Genomic DNA, 1458 nt, shown 5'->3' with positions numbered 1-1458 from the left:
CGGTGGAGGTGGCCCCGGCTTGAGGGCCGGGGTGGGGTGGCTCAGGCCGCCTCGTCGTCGCCGCGGTTGGAGTTGTTGCCGAAGGTGTTCACGTCATCCATCTCCTTCGTCGTGTTCCGGAAGGCGCGGAAGCCGAAGGGGATGGCGACGAGGAACACGAGGCCGGCGAGGCCCACGGCCTTCCAGGGGAAGGGCTGCGTCTTCACCTGGATGTCCTTGCCGTAGGAGTTGAGGTTGTTGCCCATGGCGCGCTGCTTGGCGGCCTCGCGCTCCTCGGCGGTGAGCTCACGGGGGGCGTTGAAGTCCTGGACCGGTTTGCGCGGCTGAGCCAGTGCCGCTCCGCCCGTCGCGAGCGCGAGGACCAGGAGGAGTCGGGCAAGGGAGGGATTTCGCATGAGGGGGGAGGCTATCACGACCCAACGGGAGTGCTGAACAGGGCTTGCACCGGGAGAGCGTTGTCCAGTACGCGCCAGGGTGCCCACATCACCTCCGGACGCCATGCTGCGCCTGCCCTTCATCGCCCTCGCCAACCTGTTGCTGCTCCTGCGGACCCTGTTGGGTGCGCCCTTCCGCCTGTTCGCCGCCAGCCACCGGCCGGCCTATGTGCGCTTCCGGTTGGCGGGGGATCCGCCCTACCGCGAGCAGCGCAAGCCCCGATTCTCGCTGGGGGGAGGCTCGCGTCCGGAGCCCGCGGACGTCACCTCGCTGGAGCGCTTTGGCGAGTCCCTGAGGCTGTTGGCGAAGGACCCCAAGGTGAAGGGGATTCTCCTGGAGGTGGAGGAGTTGGGGTTGCCGGGGGCGAAGCGCGACGCGGTGGTGGCGTTGCTGGCGGAGTTCCGGGCGGCGGGCAAGCGGGTGGTGTCCTGGGCGGTGATGGTGGACACGGACACGTACCCGGTGCTGTGCGCGGCGGACGAGGTGCTCCTGGCCCCCATGGGGCGGCTGGAGCTGGTGGGGTACTCGGCGGAGTCCACGGCGCTGGGCGAGGGGCTGTCCCGGATTGGCATCCGGCCGCAGTTCATCCGGCGGGGTGACTACAAGACGGCGCCGGAGTTGTTCACGCATCCGGCGGTGTCGGACATCCAGCAGCGCACAGTGGAGTCGTTCCTGGACGAGCGCTACGCGACGCTGGTCGACGCGGTGTCGGTGGCGCGGCGCAAGACGCCCGACGAGGTGAAGGCGCTGATCGACCAAGGCCCGTACAGCGGGCCGAGGGCGAAGGCGATGGGGCTGGTGGACGCGCTGGTGGACGAGGCGGACCTGCCGCTGCACCTGGGGTTGGTGAAGGTGGAGGAGGGGAAGGCGCCGGAGGACGTGGAGGACACGGAGTTGGAGGCGCTGGACACGTATCTGGAGACGGTGCCGTTCCCGCCGGTGAAGTGGCGGCGGATGAAGCGGAAGCCGCGGCTCGCGTTGGTGCCGGTGTCGGGGATTATTGTGCCGGGGAAGGGGAATGCG

At 69.5% G+C, this 1458-nt stretch carries 2 protein-coding genes; one reads left to right on the top strand and one right to left on the bottom strand.

The window, feature by feature from the left end; genetic code table 11:
• Positions 1-41: 41 nt before the first annotated feature.
• The gene (locus tag HR086_RS46815) at positions 42-395 is read right to left on the bottom strand and encodes a hypothetical protein (RefSeq protein ID WP_141644378.1); all 354 of its coding nucleotides are present in this window, start codon (positions 393-395) and stop codon (positions 42-44) included.
• A 79-nt stretch (positions 396-474) separates the two neighbouring features.
• Here HR086_RS46815 and HR086_RS46810 point away from each other — a divergent pair.
• Positions 475-1458: S49 family peptidase (locus HR086_RS46810; RefSeq protein WP_373564456.1), on the top strand; the 984-nt coding region annotated here is incomplete at its 3' end.

This window comes from Myxococcus sp. CA039A, assembly GCF_013336645.1.
Classification (GTDB): domain Bacteria; phylum Myxococcota; class Myxococcia; order Myxococcales; family Myxococcaceae; genus Myxococcus; species Myxococcus llanfairpwllgwyngyllgogerychwyrndrobwllllantysiliogogogochensis.
The sequence above is the reverse complement of the archived record's forward strand: the minus strand, read 5'-3'. Positions and strand labels throughout refer to the sequence as shown.